Raw genomic sequence first — 14,487 nt, 5'->3', positions numbered from 1 at the left:
ACATCGGCCAATGTAGGAGGGTAGACCTGAGAATGAGTGATCATAACAATCACAATGAAGAGCAGCATGGGAAGAAACCCGGGACCAAACGCGAAATGTCTCGTCGACAATTTCTTTCTTACACCCTTGGTGGCGCTGGAGGATTCATGGGGGCCGGTATTATTATACCGATGATACGGTTTGCTGTAGATCCTGTCCTCCAAAAGAAGAAAGCATCGGATTGGGTTAAAGTAGTTGAAGAAAGCAAAATTACAAATGTACCACAATCGTTTACGTTCCAAGTCCACCAGGTAGATGGCTGGTACGAAAGCGATGCAGAACTTGTGGCATGGATTTCCAAAGACAGCGGCGGCAAGCTCTTTGCGTTAAATCCAACCTGTAAGCACCTTGGATGTACAGTCAACTGGAACGATAACCCTGCTTACAAAGACCAGTATTTCTGTCCTTGTCATGGTGCTCACTATACGCAAGACGGTAAGAATCTTGCTGTAGCTCCAAAACCGTTGGATGAATATACAACCAAAGTAGAGAATGGTTTCGTTTATGTGGGACAACTACATGCTAACACAAGAGTATAAGGAGGCGTCAGCATCAGATGTTTAAAAACGTATACAACTGGATTGACGAACGTCTTGATATTACGCCAATGTGGAGGGATGTAGCAGACCACGAGGTTCCAGAGCACGTTAACCCTGCTCATCATTTTTCCGCTTTCGTATATTGCTTCGGCGGATTGACGTTTTTCATTACAGTCATTCAGATTTTGTCAGGTATGTTCTTAACAATGTACTACACACCTGATATTATCAACGCTTATGCCAGCGTTGATTACTTACAACATAAAGTGGCTTTCGGTGTTATCGTTAGAGGTATGCACCACTGGGGAGCCAGCTTAGTTATCGTTATGATGTTCTTACATACCCTGCGCGTGTTCTTCACAGGTTCTTATAAGGCACCACGTGAAATGAACTGGGTTGTAGGCATGTTGATTTTCTTCGTTATGTTAGGTCTTGGTTTTACCGGATACCTGCTTCCATGGGATAACAAAGCGTATTTCGCTACGCAAGTAGGTATGAAGATTGCAGCGTCCGTACCGTTCGCGGGACCGTACATTGAGACATTGCTGCAAGGTGGAAATATAGTTGGCGCACAAACATTGACTCGTTTCTTCGCCATTCATGTATTCTTCCTGCCGGGCGTTCTGCTCGCTTTGCTTGCCGGACATTTCTTCATGATTCGCAAACAAGGTATTTCCGGACCGCTATAATTGAAAGGAGGGTCAATGCGTGGCGCATGGTCATAAGTCTGACGAAAAAATTGTTTATGTGGGAGATTCCCGCGTAATTAAGAAATCACAAGAGCAACGACTGATTCCTAAAGATTATTCTGCTTATCCGGGAAAATCAGAAGCGTTCATACCTAACTTCTTGTTAAAAGAATGGATGGTTGGAGTAGTCGTATTGGTCGGTATGCTAGTACTGGTCATGTCGGATCCAGCTCCGCTAGGTTATCCTGCGGATCCTAAGAACACAGCATTCATTCCGATGCCAGATTGGTACTTTTTGTTCATGTATCAATTATTGAAATATCCATATACATCCGGTGATTATGTTGTTCTGGGAGCAGTTGTTGTACCTGGTTTACTGTTTGGGGGCTTACTTCTTGCTCCATTCCTGGACACTGGTAAGGAGCGTCGCTTCTATAGAAGACCAATCGCTTCTAGTTTGATGATTTTATCTTTGATCGCTTGTACGTACTTGACGTATACATCTTGGTCTCATTACCAAGTTGAGTTGAAAGAGAAAAACATTATTCCTGAGCACATCAAGCGTGAGGAAGAATTGCACGCGAAAAAAGGCGCAGCTGCTGGTGGCGGCGCTGCGAAAGATACGAAAAAACCTGCAGCTATCGTTGCAGCGGATGATCCAGGCGCTGAGATCTTCAAGAAAGCAACTTGCTTATCTTGTCACGGTGCTGGACTCAAAGGAATGCCTGCTTCTGGCGTCCCAGCTTTGCTAGGTGTCGGTGACAAGCATTCTCAAGATGAGATTCTGGGTATTATCAAAAATGGTAAGGGTAATATGGGTAAACAGTACCAAGCTAACATTGATAAAGGCTTAACAGATGCTGATATTAATAAACTTGCTGAATGGTTATCCAAACAAAAAGCCCAATAAAAAGGGGAACCTGATCGCGAGAGCGGTCAGGTTTTTTTATAAGCCATAGAGGAGGAGCTTACTTGCAGCAAGGGTTGTCTGTTTCTTATTTTTGGAGCAAGGATTTTCTATTAAGCAAAAAGATGTTGTGGTTACTTTTCATATCTAACCTTCTAGGAACAATTTATGGCTACGAGTGGTACTGGGCACAAATGGTCGATACGATTGCGGAAAAACCTCTTTGGTACGTATATTTTGTACCAGATAGTCCAACAGCCAGTTTATTTTTCACTTTATCGGTGGGCTTCTTGCTAATGGAGCGTTCCTCGGATAAACAACATAGTAAGCTTTATCGTGCTATTCGCGGCTTCATTCAAGCATTCGCACTGATCACCTCTTTTAAATATGGGATCTGGGCGGTTACGATGATATGGGCAGGTGCTTGGCAAGGAGTTCCAGTCGGATGGGATGGATGGATGTTAACTTGTTCTCATTTGGCAATGGCTTTGGAAGCGCTGTTATTTGCAAGGTGGTATAGATATAAGCTTACTGCTATCACGCTTGTCGCAGTGTGGACGTTCTGGAACGATTTCATGGATTATGAAAGAGGAATATTCCCGAGATTGCCGGATGTCCTCGTGGACAATTATTTATTTAACATCGAATTGTTCACGATAGGATTAAGTGTTGTTGGGATATTAACTGCTGTAATATTCCTTTTCATCCGTCAGAAAAGAAACCCATAATCGCATAGCTGCTGGTCTAAATTGGGACGAACCTCCATATGATGATGGTGAAGGAGGGGATGTCCCATGTTGATTTATTCCGGTATGAAACGGCTCACGACCACACTTGTGCTGGCAGCCGTTGTTAGTATAAGTTCAGCTTGCGGAGCTAATACCAATACAAACGGACAAGCTGCAAAGCCAATAGATCCAGATCAAGTACAGCGAATAGAATTTCTGAATCAAATTGCTGATGATATGTATAAGCAAACAATGGATGGCCAAGTGACGGAGGCGCGAAATAAATTGATGCAAATTTCCGATCAAATTCCTAAGATTCATTTCGAGGGAATTACATCGGTCGAGGGGTTAAATGCTTTAACGGAATCGATAACACAAGCGAAAAGGGTTTATAATGCCGTTGCCTTTTCACCGGAAGAGGGGCAGATCGCGGTAGCCAAAATTCGCCTTGCCACAGATGCACTTACACATAAGAACCAGCCCATGTGGCTGCAATACTATAAAGTAATACAAAATGATACAAACGTGCTGAATCAGGATATCAAAGCCGATAAACAGCAGGAGGCGCTGGCTAATTTCGGGAAGCTGTCGCAGCATATAGCCATCATACATCCTTCTTTGCTGATTAGTCGAGATGCTGCTTCGGTTGAGAAACTAGATTCTCTTCTTGTTTTTCTCCGAAATAATTTGAATAGTAAGCCTATGTCTACTCGTCAATTGGAATCAGGAATAGAGAATCTAAATCACATTTTGGATGACTTATTTCTGAAGAACAAAGATGCTATTGCTTTCGTGCCAATAACGGATCCTAGGCAGCCGATCATCTGGTCGTTAGGTATTGGACTCATTATTGTAAGTGTTTTATCTTTTGCGGGCTGGAGAATGTACCAATCTGGACGACATTTTGTTCCTGTTAAGCAAGCGAAAGAAAGCGAACATAGGTGAAAGATAAAAGTGGGTTGAGCAGGCTTCAAGAGCTGCTCAACCCACTTTTTGGTTTACTGTGTTTTGAATCCTTCACCAATAACATCATGTACTTCACCAATAATAATAAATGCGCGGGGATCAATGGAATGAATGAGCTCGTGGAGTCTTCTAGTTTCGTGACGGTAAACGACACAATAAACAACTTCCTTATTGTTGCCAGAGTAGGCGCCCCTGGCTGGGAATAAGGTCACACCTCTGTCTAGTTCTTTCGTAATGGACTGAGCTAACGGACCTGCTTGATCACTTATAATGGTAAATGCCTTGGCCGCGTATGCGCCCTCGGAGATGTAATCGATGATCCGAGAGGTAACGAAGACGGCAACGAGTGAGTATAAGACCTTTTCTTTCGGTAAATAGAGAAACGAAGAGCCGATGACAATAACATCAATTATAAGGATAACTTGTCCGACACTCCAGCCTCTTTTTTTATTTCCAATACGGGCCAAGATGTCGGAGCCACCCGTAGTCCCACCAAAACGGAATACAAGTCCAAGTCCAGTCCCGAGCGTAATCCCTGCATAGAGCGTGGCCAGGAAGTAATCCTGTGTAGTATGAAAAGGGACCAGCCATTCTTTGCGAATGAGCAGCTCCATTACCCATAGATAGAAGGACAACGAGACTACGCCGAACATCGTGTACAGCATAGGTCCTTTGCCAAAAAATTTCCAACCGAGATAAAATAAGGGGATATTAATCAGTAAGGTAGATACTGAAGGAGGTACGTTCAGAACGTATTTGAGCAGCAAGGAGATACCTGTAACACCGCCCTCCATTAACTCATTGGAAATAACGAAATAATGTAAACCAAACGCATAAATAGCTGTGCCGATCATAATCGCAAGTACATTCGTAAATCGATCAGCAAATCGTTCCTTAAAAATCATTTCTTTTCCTCCAAACACTTGATGGGTTAGCCAAGTTACACGGTTACGCCGCCCATAAATACGAGCGTGTTTGTCATGGTTGACGCAAAGCAAGTTAAGTTGCAAATTTACTTTTATATCAGCCGAAAAAATTTGTCAACTTTTCTTGTTTAGTTTAACATAGTAATGATAGCTTTGGTGAAGATGATGGAAAGAAGGGTGAACATGTCACAGCGAAGTCTTAAAGATATACAGCAAGAGGTTGATACTTATATTTCCCAGTTTAAGGAAGGATATTTCAGTCCTTTATCTATGCTGGCTCGAATGTCGGAAGAAGTAGGTGAATTAGCCCGAGAGGTGAACCACACCTACGGTGAAAAGCCGAAAAAAAGCACGGAAGCAGACAATTCGATCGAGCTGGAGTTAGGCGATATTCTGTTCATCACGATCTGTTTCGCGAACTCTTTGGGTATTGATTTGACCGAGGCGCACGATAAAATCATGCATAAATTCAACACGCGCGACGCGGGTCGCTGGACCAAAATAAACACCGAAACTCCATAAGCTTCATAAACTATACCATCCCCAATAACGGGAGACTCGCTTTCGGCTAAAAGGAGGATGGGCAGATGAATGGAGAAATTCAAATACAGAAAGCGTACGAATCCATACTTGGTCATGATTTTGAAAAAGCCATTGAATGGTTTGAAAAAGCGATAGCTGCAGAACCAAACAATGCTGCCTACCACTACAAACTATCGATAACATTTGCAAGAAGTAATAAGCTGCTAAATGCGATTGAGCATGCTTCAAAAGCACTTGAGTTGGAAAAAGAAAATGAAGTTTATCGCTATCATTTGCAGGTGCTGCATGCCAGAGAATTGGTCGAAAAAGCACACAAACAGCTAAGTGTGGAATCTGAGCATGCGGAACGGGCGATTTTCTTACTAAAAGAAGCCATTACACTTGATCCGCTCGCTCTTGAAGCGTATCTTATTCTAAGCGAAGCTTTTGCCTTTCGGAAGGATTATGCAAGAGCCTATCAAACCGTAATGGAAGCGGTTCGTTTAGACCCTAACCACGAGTTGGCGAAGCAGCATGCGGTGCTCTACCGACAAAAGATGAAATATAAGGTTTGAAACATACAAAAAAGGAGATACGCCCACCATGGATCGTAAAATTCGAGTAGCAGTCATTGGAGCAAGTGGAAGAATGGGGCGAGAGGTCGTGAAGACCGTACTCACGGAGTCCGATATGGAATTGGTGGCGGGGGTGGACCGGTCCTCTGGCCCAATTGATTTGGGAAGAATGGTAGGCTTTGAAGATTGCGGAATCAACATGAGCAATGATTTGGAGCGGGCCCTTATAGCATCAAAGCCCGATGTTTTAGTCGATTTTACAGGCCCGCAAACAGCGGTTTCACATACAAACTTAGCTATTAGCTTAGGAATCCGCCCAGTAATGGGAACAACAGGCTTTACGCCTCAAGCTATTGCTGAATTGGACAAGCAGTGTCAAGATAGCGGGATTGGCGGACTAATTGCTCCTAATTTCTCGATTGGTGCAATTCTAATGATGAAATTTGCAGCGCAAGCGTCCAAATATTTCCCTCATTTGGAAATCATCGAGTACCATGGCGATCAAAAGCTAGATGCTCCTTCAGGAACATCGGTGAAAACAGCCGAGCTTATCTCTGAAGTTAGAGAAGAGCTGCGTCAAGGTAATCCGAAAGAAGAAGAAACAATTGAAGGCTCGCGCGGCGGGTATTACAATGGATTTAGAATACATAGTGTCCGTCTGCCTGGTATTTTTGCTCAGCAGGAAGTGATCATGGCTGAGCAAGGCCAAGCGCTCAAGATAAGACATGATTCTTATGATCGGGCAGCCTATATGCCGGGTGTTGCGATTGCTGTACGTAAAGTGATGACATATAGCGGAATGATTTACGGATTCGAGCATTTTATAGATTAAAGAGCCCTAAGGGAGTGGAACATAGGATGTTAAAGATTGCGCTAATTGCCCATGATCGTAAGAAAGACGAAATGGTGAATTTTGTTACCGCTTATGAACATGTATTCCAGGGTCATAAGCTGTATGGAACAGGCACGACAGGTCAGCGGATTATGGATAGCACGAAATTAAGCGTACATCGGTTTATGTCAGGTCCTCTCGGAGGGGATCAGCAAATCGGCGCACTAGTGGCTGAGAATGAGATTGATTTTATGATCTTCCTCCGAGATCCTTTAATGGCCCAGCCTCATGAGCCGGACATTATTGCCCTCCTGCGGTTATGTGATGTTCAAGGAATTCCTTGTGCTACAAATGTAGCTACAGCTGAACTGCTCGTTAGAGCGCTTGATCGCGGTGATTTTGCTTGGCGAGAACTGGTACATAAATATAAGCCGGGTATTGAATAAGATGAGAGAATCTTTAGATATTCTTATTTTTGGCGCACATGCAGATGATGCCGAGATTGGGATGGGAGCAACCATTGCCAAACATACTGATCTTGGGTTAAGGGTTGGAATTTGTGATTTAACATATGCCGAGATGTCTTCCAATGGCACGGTGGAAACAAGGATCGAAGAGGCCGAGCAAGCTGCAAAAATTTTGGGCTTGACTGTCCGGACAAATCTTGGCTTACCAGATCGTGGTTTATACGTCACTCAGACCAACATTGAACGAATTACACTAGAAATCAGGAAGTATAAGCCTAGAATGGTATTTGCTCCTTACTGGCAGGATCGCCATCCTGACCATATCGCTTGTTCGGGCCTAGTCCAAGAAGCCGTTTTTAATGCGAAATTACGCAAGTATTTATCAGAATCAGAACCTGTAAATGTAGAGCAAATGTACTTTTATTTCATAAATGATGTCTACGAAGCTGATCTCATGGTGAATGTAACTGATTATTATGATAAAAAATTAGCTGCACTGAGCGCTTACCGCTCGCAGTTTATAACAGGGCAAGGGACGGTTTCGACGCCATTAAATCAAGGATATGTAGAACGCGTGGAGGCTCGTGATCGACTCATGGGGCAAAAGCGTATGTTAACTTATGCTGAAGGTTTCGTTTCCAAGCTGCCATTCATGGTAGAACGATTCGATTGATCGGGAAAAGAGGTGTATGATGAACGACAAACTAAAAATTGGAATCACCTGTTATCCGACTTTAGGCGGCTCAGGCGTAGTTGCTACCGAACTTGGCAAGATGCTTGCCGAAAAAGGACACGAGGTTCATTTTATTACACATAGCATGCCCTTTCGTTTGGGGAAGTTTCATAAAAATATTTTTTATCATGAAGTGGAAGTTAGTCAATATTATGTATTCCGTTATCCGCCATACGATCTTTCTCTCGCCAGTAAACTGGCACAGGTCGCCAAGATGGAGGAGCTGGACTTACTGCATGTTCACTATGCGATCCCTCATGCTGTATGCGCGCTGCTTGCTAAACAGATGGTGGGAACTAAGCTGAAGGTGGTCACAACACTTCACGGGACAGACATAACCGTTCTGGGACAGGATCAATCGATTTCGGACTTAATTCGCTATGCGATTAATGAAAGCGATGCGGTTACAGCGGTTTCGAAGGATTTAATTAAAGAAACAAGGGAATCATTGGATATTGACCGTGACATTGATTTAACCTATAACTTTGTCGATAAACGGGTTTATTACCCGCGTGATATTACGAAGCTCAGAGGAGAGTTTGCAAGGCCGGAAGAGAAGATTCTTATTCATATTTCGAACTTCAGACCAGTCAAACGTGTGCAGGATGTTATCGATATCTTTGCTAAAGTGAGTAAGAGGATTCCGTCTCGCCTCCTGTTTGTAGGGGAAGGTCCGGATTTATCTAAAATGGTTTCGAAAGTAAGGGAACTTGGCCTTACAGAAAAAGTGACATTCTGCGGGAAACAAGATGATGTAGCTCAAGTCATTTCACTTGCTGATGTCATGCTTCTTCCATCGGAAAAAGAAAGCTTCGGGTTAGTTGCGCTTGAAGCTATGGCTTGCGGTGTGCCAACGATTGGGTCAAATGCCGGCGGTATTCCTGAGCTTATCACACATGGTGAAACTGGTTATCTAGCAGATGTAGGTGATACGGATAAAATGGCGGAATATGCAGTTCATCTGCTCAGCAATCCAGTGCTGTACGAACAATTTGTACAAAATTGTTTGAATCGTGCCCGGTTTACGTTTTGTAATGATATTACAACCGTTCAATATGAGGAAATTTATTATCGTGTACTGGGAAGGGAACTTCCGGAATCTCATCGTTTTACAGCATCTACCTGTCAGTAAAGGAGGTAGCTGGTTAGGAGTCTAATGTCGGATGCTAAGGAAATAAAAGTTATGGATCGAGGAGCATCGTATGTGCTCTCACAGCTTACAAAAGCAGGGTATGAGGCCTATCTTGTTGGAGGTTGTGTTCGTGACGCCGTGCTTGGGCGTCCTATCAAGGACTTCGACATTGCTACTTCCGCTTTGCCGGAGCAGGTGATGTCGTGCTTCCCGCGGACGGCGCCGACAGGTCTGCAGCACGGAACCGTCACTGTCATCCTGCCGCAGGGGACATATGAGGTGACAACATTCCGCAAGGAGGCGGAGTATGAGGGCTTTCGCCGCCCAGCTTCCGTCGAATACATATCGGATTTGACAGAGGATTTGAAGCGGCGCGATTTTACGATGAACGCCATGGCAATGGACGGGGCGGGAGTTGTATTGGATCCTTTTGCCGGGCAGAAGGATCTGGCATCGGGTGTACTCCGCTGCGTAGGTACGGCTGAGGAGCGATTCGGCGAAGATGCGCTGCGCATGCTTCGTTGTATTCGTTTTGCCTCGACCTACGATTTGCTGGTTGAGCAAAGTACGTGGCAGGCGCTGCTTGCGCAAGCTCCGCTCCTGCGCCATATCGCCATGGAGCGCGTGCGCAGCGAGCTGCAGCGCATGGTCGAAGGCCCAGCCCCCGCACGGGCTGTGCGGTTACTGATGGCGAGCCGCCTCACGGCGCACCTCAAAAAGCAGCTGCCGCTGCCTTTTGAGCGTTGGCTCGCTTGGGATGACGCGCTGGACACCGTCAGCGCGCTGGAAGGGCAGCATGACCGCTGGTCCTTGCTGCTGATGCTTCTGGAGATGCCAGCGGACACGGTCCGCACGGCGCTCCAAGAGCTGACCTTCTCCCGCGCAGATAGCGACGCGGTTGTGGCAGTGCTGGCCCTGCGCGAGGTTGTGGCCGCGCAGTATAAGGGCGGCGCTCCGCATGCCGCCTCTGTAGACCCGGCTCCGCTGGAGCGGGTCTGGAAGCTTGGCGCGGTGCGCAGCGGAGAATCCGCTGCCCGCGCTCTGCTGCGGCTGCTGCGCGTGCTGCCGCAAAACCTGCAGCAACGCGGCGAGCTTGCGTGCTTCCTTCAAGCTGTGGCGCCCGAGCTGGTGCGCCACGGCGACGAATGGCTGAGCAAGGTTCCCTGCTTCAGCCTGAAAGAACTAGCCATATCAGGGAAGGATCTGGCAGAGGAACTTAGCCTGAAGCCGGGCCCGCGGATGGGCACTCTGCTTCAGCAACTGCTCGAACGAACCGCGCTCGGTGAAATTCCGAACGAGCGAGAGTCTCTTTTACATACCGCGCGTGCTGCGAAGTAGCAGCGTTAGCGCGGCTTTTTATGTCTGTAACTTTGGAGTGAAATCATATGAACGAACGTATTTTAGAGTTGTTCCAAGAATCGCCGGAAGCCTACGTATCTGGTGAGGAAATAAGCCGCAGGCTAAACGTTAGCCGCACCGCTATTTGGAAGCATATCGAAGAGCTTCGAGCGGCTGGCTATGAATTTGAAGCTGCGCCGCGAAAAGGTTATCGACTGCTTAGTAAGCCGGTTAAATGGCAAGTGAACGAACTGTTAAAAGGTTTGAGAACCAAGGTGCTTGGTCAAAAAGTACATGTGTATGGAGAAGTTGACTCCACGCAGACGATTGCGCACGCTCTCGTTGCATCAGGGGCTCCTGAAGGCACTATCGTGCTAGCAGAGGCACAAAGGGCTGGAAGAGGCAGAATGGGGCGCACGTGGCATTCTCCGGCCGGTAAAGGGATCTGGATGAGCCTGGTTTTGACACCGCGTATTCCCGTTTATTTCATGCCCCAATTAACATTGCTCAGTGCTGTGGCGTTGTGTCGCTCTATACAAAAGGTGTGCCGTGTTGACATTGGCATCAAGTGGCCAAATGATCTTTTAATCAACGGCAAGAAGGTAAGCGGCATTTTGTTGGAAAGCAGTGGGGAAGATGAGCGGTTAAAGTATGTAATTGCAGGTATTGGCATTAGTGTAAATCTTAAGATGGAGGATTATCCAGAGGAGCTTAGAGAGATCGCGACTTCATTGGCGATTGAGTCTGGTACTGACATTCCTAGAGAACAATTGGTACAAGCCTTTCTCTTAGAATTCGAAGAGCTTTATACCCTTTATATAGAGAAAGGCTTTTCTCCAATTCGTCTGTTATGGGAAGCGCTGAGTGTTACCTTAAAGCGTCCTATTCGGACGCATACACCTACAGGAGTAATCGAAGGCATTGCTGATTCCTTGGATGATTCAGGGGCTTTAACCGTGATTACGAATGCTGGGGAGAAGATTAAGATCTATTCCGGTGATATTGAACTGAAGTAAAGTAAAGGTATCAAATGGAAGCGACTTTTGGTATAATAGAAAGGCGAGGCGGTATCCTTAAGGGAACCGCACTTGCAGTTTTGACTAAGTGAAGTAAGTAAACATAGGACTTGAAACAAGATGTTGGATTCTGCTCTGAGCCTTACGGGACCGAGACAGAAGGATCATTGGATTCTTTCTGCATGCGATCCTTTTAGCTCTTAGCTAAAAGGTTTTTTATTTTATATAAGGAAAGCAGGGATACAATGGAACAACGTAAGGCGCTAACGACAGCCAAAATGAGAAAAATGAAGCAAGATGGCGTGCCAATTACGATGGTAACCGCTTATGATTATCCCTCAGCCCGATTGTCAGAAGAGGCCGGTATCGATGTCATACTCGTAGGAGATTCCTTGGGGAATGTGGTACTCGGCTACGATTCAACCTTACCTGTTACGCTGGATGATATGGTTTATCATACGCGAGCTGCTGTGCGTGGAGCGGGAAATACGTTTATCGTAGCTGATATGCCTTTTTTGACGTACCATGGAAGCTTGGACACAACATTAAAAGGTGTCGCTCGTTTAATGCAAGAGGGTGGAGCTAAGGCGGTTAAGCTTGAAGGTGGTGCTGAAATCGCGGCAACCGTAAAAGCGATCACGGGGGCAGGTGTGCCGGTAGTCGGACATTTGGGTCTTACACCGCAATCCGTGCATCAGCTTGGTGGATTCCGCGTTCAGGGACGCAGTTCAGAACAAGCAGAGAAACTGCTAAGTGACGCTAAAGCTATTGAGGAGGCCGGAGCTTTTGCCTTGGTCTTAGAGTTAGTGACAGACGAGCTGGCTGAATGGATAACAAAGCAGCTGTCGATCCCGACGATTGGGATTGGTTCAGGTGTCCATTGCGATGGACAGGTGCTTGTTTATCATGATCTTCTCCAGTATGGTTCTGGCAGTGCACCCAGAAAGTTTGTAAAATCTTACGCGAATATAGGGGAAACTATTCGTGCAGGTATTGGCGAATATGTGAAAGAAGTGAAAGCGCGGGCTTTCCCTGCGCCAGAAAATACGTTTCATATGGACAACGATGTTGTTCAATACTTGTACGGCGATAAGGAGTAGAGGCGGCTATGGAAGCGATCCAGACAATGGAAGTGATTCATTCAATTGCCGATTTACGTTCTCGCATAAGAGACTACCGACGAAAGAATGAGCAGACTGTAGGGTTTGTGCCCACAATGGGCTATTTGCATGAAGGTCACGCCAGTTTGCTGCGCAAAGCACGGGCACAGAGCGGACTTGTCGTGTTAAGTATATTTGTTAATCCGCTACAGTTTGGACCCGGCGAGGATTTTGAGCGGTATCCGCGAAATACGGAGAGAGACTTACAACTAGCGGAAGCTTCAGGAGTTGACCTAGTGTTTATGCCAACTGTAAGTGAAATGTATCCGTCACCGACGCGAACTACCGTTAGTGTGACAGGTCTTACCTCCAGACTTTGCGGGGCATCTCGCCCCGGGCATTTTGATGGGGTTGCCACTGTCGTTAGCAAGCTGTTTCATATTGTGCAGCCAGATCAGGCCTTTTTTGGTCTTAAGGATGCCCAACAGGTTGCTGTCATTGAGCAGATGGTGCAAGATCTCAATCTGAACATCGAGATCATTCCTTGTCCGATATTACGCGAAACAGACGGGCTCGCAATGAGCTCTCGCAATGTGTATCTTTCAGAGGAAGAGCGTAAACAAGCGTTAGTCTTATCTCAATCCTTAAAGCAAGCCAAGGCATTTGTGGAATCCCATACAAATTTCACCCCGCAGGAGCTTGAAAGCGTGGTAAGCCGGCATATTACGACTGCACCATTAGCCGTGATTGACTATGTAGAGGTACTGTCTTATCCGACTTTAGAACCTTTTGAAAATAGCCATCATACCGATTCTATGATCATTGCTTTGGCAGTTAAATTCGGCAAGACACGTTTGATCGATAATCTCATTTTACAAGTAAGGATGTGACGTCAATGTTTCGCACGATGATGAAAGCCAAAATTCACCGCGCTACTGTAACGGAAGCGAATTTGAACTATATTGGGAGTATCACGATTGATGAAGATTTGATTGATCTGGTTGATATGTTACCTAATGAGAAAGTACAAATTGTGAACAACAACAATGGCGCACGGCTCGAAACCTATATTATTCCTGGGCCGCGCGGTTCAGGTGTCATTTGTTTGAATGGAGCCGCGGCTCGGTTAGTACAAACCGGCGATACTGTCATTATTGTCTCTTATGCGATGATGAGCGATGAAGAGGCTAGGAAGCATCACCCAACGATTGCCATTATGGGTGCTAATAATAAAGTCGCTCAACTACTCAAAGAGGAAGAGCATTCCACCATCCTTTAAGAGGGGATTTCCATGCATGAAATCGGCGCTGTTTACAAAGAATGAGGATAAGCTTTCGAAGCAAAGGTGGGATGCCAAATGTTTAAGCATTTATTTTCCACAATGAACGAGGTTTTGGAAGAAATCCAAAAGGAATATCCGAATAGTGATGTGGAGAAAAAAGCGGAACTCGACGAACAATTACAGGTTTTGAAAACGATGAGCGATGAGTTCATCGAGGCGTGGCTGCTTTTTGAGGAGAAGCTGGGAAAGTTTTATGGGGCCGTGCCGATCAGCACTCAAACCCTTCATAAGGAACTGATGGATCTCGATTTATCCGGGAAGCAGACGGATGAATTCATGCGGGGCCAGGGATATTACAAGCTTTACATGTATGATCAAGCGATTAAAGAATTCGAAGTTTTGATTCAAAGGCAGCCTGATTTCTTGTTGGCACGGATATATTTAGCAATGGGGCATTTGCGGAAAGGGGAGTTTGGAGAAGCGTATCAACACTTCAAATTCCTTCTCCCCTTGACCGACAATTCCAAGATGAAGGCCATTTCCTATAATGCAATGGGCTGCATCCAAGTACAGAATCAGAACATGGAAAAAGCCTTTGAGTATTTTCAAAAAGCGTATCATACCGATCCTTCTTGTATGGAGCCGCTGATCAATCTGGACGAATCCTAAAACCGAAGCGGCTAACTAGGTATTCCC

General features: G+C 45.6%; 18 protein-coding genes. 17 read left to right on the top strand and 1 reads right to left on the bottom strand.

What is annotated here, in order from left to right:
- The first annotated feature begins 32 nt into the window (after positions 1-32).
- From BLT91_RS13340 to BLT91_RS13320, 5 genes are all read left to right on the top strand, one after another.
- Positions 33-578: a QcrA and Rieske domain-containing protein gene (locus BLT91_RS13340; protein WP_090821609.1), complete on the top strand. Its 546-nt coding sequence runs from the start codon at positions 33-35 to the stop codon at positions 576-578.
- A 17-nt stretch (positions 579-595) separates the two neighbouring features.
- Positions 596-1,267, top strand: coding sequence for a menaquinol-cytochrome c reductase cytochrome b subunit (gene qcrB / locus BLT91_RS13335; protein ID WP_090821607.1), 672 nt, complete (start codon positions 596-598; stop codon positions 1,265-1,267).
- Between the two features lie 19 nt (positions 1,268-1,286).
- On the top strand, positions 1,287-2,177 hold the full coding sequence (locus tag BLT91_RS13330) for a menaquinol-cytochrome c reductase cytochrome b/c subunit (RefSeq protein WP_090821605.1): 891 nt from the start codon (positions 1,287-1,289) through the stop codon (positions 2,175-2,177).
- A 62-nt stretch (positions 2,178-2,239) separates the two neighbouring features.
- Positions 2,240-2,902 carry a DUF1405 domain-containing protein gene (locus BLT91_RS13325; protein WP_254776924.1) on the top strand — a complete coding sequence of 221 codons (663 nt, stop codon included), beginning with the start codon at positions 2,240-2,242 and terminating at the stop codon, positions 2,900-2,902.
- 66 nt (positions 2,903-2,968) lie between these two features.
- On the top strand, positions 2,969-3,847 hold the full coding sequence (locus BLT91_RS13320; protein ID WP_090821603.1) for a sporulation protein YpjB: 879 nt from the start codon (positions 2,969-2,971) through the stop codon (positions 3,845-3,847).
- Positions 3,848-3,900: 53 nt separating this feature from the next.
- Here the strand turns inward: BLT91_RS13320 and BLT91_RS13315 are convergent, their stop codons facing one another.
- Positions 3,901-4,773 carry a YitT family protein gene (locus BLT91_RS13315; RefSeq protein ID WP_090821601.1) on the bottom strand — a complete coding sequence of 291 codons (873 nt, stop codon included), beginning with the start codon at positions 4,771-4,773 and terminating at the stop codon, positions 3,901-3,903.
- A 204-nt stretch (positions 4,774-4,977) separates the two neighbouring features.
- On the opposite strand from BLT91_RS13315, the gene BLT91_RS13310 reads away from it, so the two are divergent.
- The 12 genes from BLT91_RS13310 to BLT91_RS13255 all read left to right on the top strand — a co-directional run bounded on the left by BLT91_RS13310 (position 4,978) and on the right by BLT91_RS13255 (position 14,460).
- Positions 4,978-5,316: a nucleotide pyrophosphohydrolase gene (locus BLT91_RS13310; protein ID WP_090821599.1), complete on the top strand. Its 339-nt coding sequence runs from the start codon at positions 4,978-4,980 to the stop codon at positions 5,314-5,316.
- 65 nt (positions 5,317-5,381) lie between these two features.
- Complete coding sequence (locus BLT91_RS13305) at positions 5,382-5,891, top strand: tetratricopeptide repeat protein (protein WP_090821597.1); 510 nt, start codon at positions 5,382-5,384, stop codon at positions 5,889-5,891.
- Between the two features lie 28 nt (positions 5,892-5,919).
- A complete protein-coding gene (dapB, locus tag BLT91_RS13300; RefSeq protein WP_090821595.1) occupies positions 5,920-6,723 on the top strand; it encodes a 4-hydroxy-tetrahydrodipicolinate reductase in 804 nt (267 codons plus the stop codon).
- 26 nt (positions 6,724-6,749) lie between these two features.
- A complete protein-coding gene (locus BLT91_RS13295) occupies positions 6,750-7,169 on the top strand; it encodes a methylglyoxal synthase (RefSeq protein WP_090821593.1) in 420 nt (139 codons plus the stop codon).
- 1 nt (position 7,170) lies between these two features.
- A complete protein-coding gene (gene bshB1, locus BLT91_RS13290; protein WP_090821591.1) occupies positions 7,171-7,863 on the top strand; it encodes a bacillithiol biosynthesis deacetylase BshB1 in 693 nt (230 codons plus the stop codon).
- A gap of 19 nt (positions 7,864-7,882) precedes the next feature.
- Entirely contained in the window at positions 7,883-9,055 is a 1,173-nt protein-coding gene (bshA, locus tag BLT91_RS13285) for an N-acetyl-alpha-D-glucosaminyl L-malate synthase BshA (RefSeq protein WP_090821589.1), read from the top strand.
- Between the two features lie 24 nt (positions 9,056-9,079).
- Positions 9,080-10,393: a CCA tRNA nucleotidyltransferase gene (locus tag BLT91_RS13280; RefSeq protein WP_090821587.1), complete on the top strand. Its 1,314-nt coding sequence runs from the start codon at positions 9,080-9,082 to the stop codon at positions 10,391-10,393.
- A gap of 47 nt (positions 10,394-10,440) precedes the next feature.
- Positions 10,441-11,409: a biotin--[acetyl-CoA-carboxylase] ligase gene (locus tag BLT91_RS13275; RefSeq protein WP_090821586.1), complete on the top strand. Its 969-nt coding sequence runs from the start codon at positions 10,441-10,443 to the stop codon at positions 11,407-11,409.
- 245 nt (positions 11,410-11,654) lie between these two features.
- Complete coding sequence (panB, locus tag BLT91_RS13270; protein WP_090821584.1) at positions 11,655-12,509, top strand: 3-methyl-2-oxobutanoate hydroxymethyltransferase; 855 nt, start codon at positions 11,655-11,657, stop codon at positions 12,507-12,509.
- Positions 12,510-12,535: 26 nt separating this feature from the next.
- Complete coding sequence (gene panC, locus BLT91_RS13265) at positions 12,536-13,399, top strand: pantoate--beta-alanine ligase (protein ID WP_090821779.1); 864 nt, start codon at positions 12,536-12,538, stop codon at positions 13,397-13,399.
- Positions 13,400-13,404: 5 nt separating this feature from the next.
- Positions 13,405-13,788, top strand: a complete 384-nt coding sequence (gene panD / locus BLT91_RS13260; protein ID WP_090821581.1) for an aspartate 1-decarboxylase — start codon at positions 13,405-13,407, stop codon at positions 13,786-13,788.
- 78 nt (positions 13,789-13,866) lie between these two features.
- Entirely contained in the window at positions 13,867-14,460 is a 594-nt protein-coding gene (locus BLT91_RS13255) for a tetratricopeptide repeat protein (RefSeq protein ID WP_090821579.1), read from the top strand.
- The last annotated feature ends 27 nt before the right edge of the window (positions 14,461-14,487 follow it).

It is taken from the genome of Paenibacillus sp. yr247 (assembly GCF_900103825.1).
In the GTDB taxonomy this organism is placed as follows: domain Bacteria; phylum Bacillota; class Bacilli; order Paenibacillales; family NBRC-103111; genus Paenibacillus_E.
The sequence above is the reverse complement of the archived record's forward strand: the minus strand, read 5'-3'. Positions and strand labels throughout refer to the sequence as shown.

Excerpts from the sequence above, each read along its gene's own strand:
- dapB (WP_090821595.1), top strand. The coding sequence starts at position 5,920 with ATGGATCGTAAAATTCGAGTAGCAGTCATTGGAGCAAGTGGAAGAATG.
- BLT91_RS13310 (WP_090821599.1), top strand. The coding sequence starts at position 4,978 with ATGTCACAGCGAAGTCTTAAAGATATACAGCAAGAGGTTGATACTTAT.
- BLT91_RS13320 (WP_090821603.1), top strand. The coding sequence starts at position 2,969 with ATGTTGATTTATTCCGGTATGAAACGGCTCACGACCACACTTGTGCTG.
- panC (WP_090821779.1), top strand. The coding sequence starts at position 12,536 with ATGGAAGTGATTCATTCAATTGCCGATTTACGTTCTCGCATAAGAGAC.
- panD (WP_090821581.1), top strand. The coding sequence starts at position 13,405 with ATGTTTCGCACGATGATGAAAGCCAAAATTCACCGCGCTACTGTAACG.
- BLT91_RS13305 (WP_090821597.1), top strand. The coding sequence starts at position 5,382 with ATGAATGGAGAAATTCAAATACAGAAAGCGTACGAATCCATACTTGGT.
- bshB1 (WP_090821591.1), top strand. The coding sequence starts at position 7,171 with ATGAGAGAATCTTTAGATATTCTTATTTTTGGCGCACATGCAGATGAT.
- bshA (WP_090821589.1), top strand. The coding sequence starts at position 7,883 with ATGAACGACAAACTAAAAATTGGAATCACCTGTTATCCGACTTTAGGC.
- BLT91_RS13255 (WP_090821579.1), top strand. The coding sequence starts at position 13,867 with ATGTTTAAGCATTTATTTTCCACAATGAACGAGGTTTTGGAAGAAATC.
- BLT91_RS13340 (WP_090821609.1), top strand. The coding sequence starts at position 33 with ATGAGTGATCATAACAATCACAATGAAGAGCAGCATGGGAAGAAACCC.
- qcrB (WP_090821607.1), top strand. The coding sequence starts at position 596 with ATGTTTAAAAACGTATACAACTGGATTGACGAACGTCTTGATATTACG.
- panB (WP_090821584.1), top strand. The coding sequence starts at position 11,655 with ATGGAACAACGTAAGGCGCTAACGACAGCCAAAATGAGAAAAATGAAG.
- BLT91_RS13315 (WP_090821601.1), bottom strand. The coding sequence starts at position 4,773 with ATGATTTTTAAGGAACGATTTGCTGATCGATTTACGAATGTACTTGCG.
- BLT91_RS13295 (WP_090821593.1), top strand. The coding sequence starts at position 6,750 with ATGTTAAAGATTGCGCTAATTGCCCATGATCGTAAGAAAGACGAAATG.
- BLT91_RS13280 (WP_090821587.1), top strand. The coding sequence starts at position 9,080 with ATGTCGGATGCTAAGGAAATAAAAGTTATGGATCGAGGAGCATCGTAT.
- BLT91_RS13275 (WP_090821586.1), top strand. The coding sequence starts at position 10,441 with ATGAACGAACGTATTTTAGAGTTGTTCCAAGAATCGCCGGAAGCCTAC.